This window comes from Nocardia sp. NPDC004722 (assembly GCF_053601505.1).
Genome location: NZ_JBSGBY010000822.1, coordinates 1 through 2,972, shown reverse-complemented (window position 1 = coordinate 2,972; position 2,972 = coordinate 1). Strand labels below are relative to the sequence as shown.

Here is a 2,972-nt window from a genome sequence, read left to right as displayed (position 1 = left end):
GGAATAGGGCCACCGGCCCGCTGCTGTCCGTTCGGGGAAGGGGAATTGGGGTTATGAAAGCCAAGAAGTCTTCGCTCCTGTTATCCATGTTGCCCGTCGCGCTGATCGCAGGGCACGGTGTGGCCGCCGCCGCCCCGGGGCAACCCGGGCTCGCCGTCCCCGGCGACGGGCAGCCCGGACTGAGCACCCAACCCCAAGCGCCCCAGCAATCCGCGCCCAGCCCCGCCGATTTCATTCCTCCCCCGCTCCCCGCACCGAATCGGCCCCGGCCAAAGCAGCAGACTGCACCGCAGCAGGACACGATCATCCAGCCGCAGACCCAACCTCAGGTCCAGCCCACGGAACCCGAGGCCACTCAGCCGGATCAACCAGCGGCGAATACACCCGAAGTGATGCCCGCTAGTCCGCACGACCTGCGAGTCGGGACGGCCGCGGTGCAAATTCCCGACTTCGTCGACACCAAGACTCGAGACAAACTGCAGGCCGACCTCGACAGCGTGGAATGGCAGATCGCTGCCGCCTACGACGGAATGGGTTTCTCGCGAGACGATTCCGATCGAATGGCCGGGTCCACGATGATCGGTGGTGGGATCGGCGGGTACGGCGGAATGATCGTCGGCGCGGCTGCCGGTTCGATCGGCTGCGCGGTGGGAGGAGCGATTGGCGCGCTGGCCGGTGCTGCGATCGCTGGCATTCCCACTGCGGGAGTTGGACTTCCAGCGGGCATTGCAGTCGGCGGAATCGGAGGCTGCCTTGTGGGGATCGCCCCCGCTGCAGCAATCGGGGTGGGCATCGGAGCGCTGGGAGGGGCTCTCGTTGGTGGGATCATCGGTGCCGCAACAGTCGCTGGAACACCGCACACTGTTGCCCAGGAAGTACCCGGCGACCAGGTAACCGCTGCGCAGGTGCCGCTTTCGGGGCAGTCCGGGGTTCCCGGGGTGCAGCCGGTGGCGGCGATTGCCGGGTTGCCCACGCCGATCGCGCAGGTGGCCGCGCCCGTGGTGGAGGCGGCCGCGCCGGTGGTGCAGCAGGTGGCGAATACGGTGGAGCAGCAGGTCGCGCCGGTGGTGGAGGCGGCGGCTCCGGCGGTCGAGCAGGTCGTCTCGGGGGTGGGACAGCAGGTGGCCGCGGCGGTGCCGGAGGCCGCGCCGCTCGTGGCGCAGGTGACGGATGCCGTGGACACGCAGGTGGATTCGCTGCGAACCGCGGTGGCGCAGATGCCCGCGCTGACGCCGGACGCGTTCGTGGCCGCGCTCCAGCCCGGTGCGTGACCGGAACGACACGGACACCGCCGTGACCCCAGACAACGACGCCACCCCCGGCCACCTACCCCACACCCCACCAACTCCCCCACCCGCCGGGCCCGCGCCTACTACAGCCACACCCGCCGGAACTACGCCCCCCACAACCACACCCGCCGGACTCGTGCCGGCCACAACGGCACCCGCCGGACTCGTGCCAGCCACAACGGCACCCGCCGGACCCGTGCCAGCCACAACAACACCCGCTGGACCCGAACCCGGCCTGGTCACGGCGTCCGGTGGTCAGGGCGGGGTCGGTGCGGTCGACGGGGCGGAGTCCGGTTCGGACGCGGCTGATTCCGGGTCCGAGGCGACGACCGGTGGTGGGACCGAGCCTGCCGCAATGGCATCCGGTGGGTCCGGATCCGGTCGTGCGGTGCCTGATCTAGGCGGGGCGCCCGCTGTAATCGGGGCCGAGGTTGTCATGAGCGGTCGAGACGGGGATGTCGACGGGAACGTGGGCATGGGTGTGGTCGGGGGTGAATCGCGGACCCCGCCAAGCGAATCAAGGCTGGGCGAACAGGGGCAGAACGATCCAAGGCAAGGCGATCCGAGGCAGAGCGATCCGGGGCAGAGTGATCCGAGGCAAGGCGATCCGGGGCAGAGCGAATCAGGGCAGAGGGGATCGGGGTCGGTGGGTTCGGGAGTGGACGGGGGTCGGCCGGGGGTTGGGCGGCTCACCAGTGACAGCAGGCCGAGTAAAGCGGTGTCGGGGCGGCTCACGGGTGAGCCGGTGCGGCCGCGAGCTGGGACCGGTGGTTCCGGCGGTGACGGTTCGGCCGGGAAGTCGGCCAGTGGGCGGCTCACCGGGAGCGCGCCGAGCGGGGCTGGCCAGTCCGCCGGTACGCCGTTGAGTCTCGGGGGCGAGCGGGGCAAGGCCGGGACGGGACGACCCGGTGGAGATGCGGCGCGGGACAAGCCCTTCGACAGTGCCGACATGCCGGGTGTCTCGAGCTTCGGGCCGAACGGTGAGAGGTCGAGCGCGCCAGTGCCCACCGCGACGGGGCCGACGACAGATCCGATGGCAGCCGAATCAGCCACACCTGACCCAACGACGCCCGAAGCAACCGCACCCGGATCGACGAGGCCCCGATCAACCACGCCCGAATCGACCGCATTCGAATCCACCGCGCCCCCATCGGTCAGGCCCGAATCGACCACGTTCGAATCCACCACGCCCACATCGGCCAGACCCGAATCGAGCACACCCGCATCAGTCAGGCCGGATTCCACTACGCCCGGTTCAAGGCCCGAATCGTTCACGCCCGCACCAGGCAAGCCCACACCCACCACGCCGACATCAGCCAAACCCCAACCCACCACCCCCACAGCGGCCGGGCCGGAATCCACCGCACCCACCTCAACCAGATCTGAATCGTTCACGCCTACGTCAGTCCGCCCTGGGCAAGTGGCGTACGGGGCGACGACGGACACGTCGAGGACGGCTGAATCGGCACGGCCTGGACCGGGTGGGGCCGGGTTGGCTTCGGTCGGGTCGGGGATGGGGTCGGGCACCACGGCTACAGGTCCGGCCGGATCGGCTGGGGCCGGGACGAACTCGGCATCGGCCGATGGGGGCGCGCTCCCAGAGCGCGAGGGAATCGTCGAGATCCATGCCGCCCTGCTCCAGCATCTTCACGACATTGACGAGCTCGTCACGGGCGCGCTCGT

The 2,972-nt window shown here is 70.0% G+C and carries 1 protein-coding gene and 1 pseudogene; one reads left to right on the top strand and one right to left on the bottom strand.

Features of this window, described 5'->3' with window-relative positions; translation table 11 throughout:
• Positions 1 to 1,271: hypothetical protein (locus ACWELQ_RS42510; protein WP_452402649.1), on the top strand; the 1,271-nt coding region annotated here is incomplete at its 5' end.
• Positions 1,272 to 2,880: 1,609 nt separating this feature from the next.
• Here the strand turns inward: ACWELQ_RS42510 and ACWELQ_RS42505 are convergent.
• Positions 2,881 to 2,972: pseudogene (locus ACWELQ_RS42505) on the bottom strand (exodeoxyribonuclease VII small subunit); the annotation flags it as partial.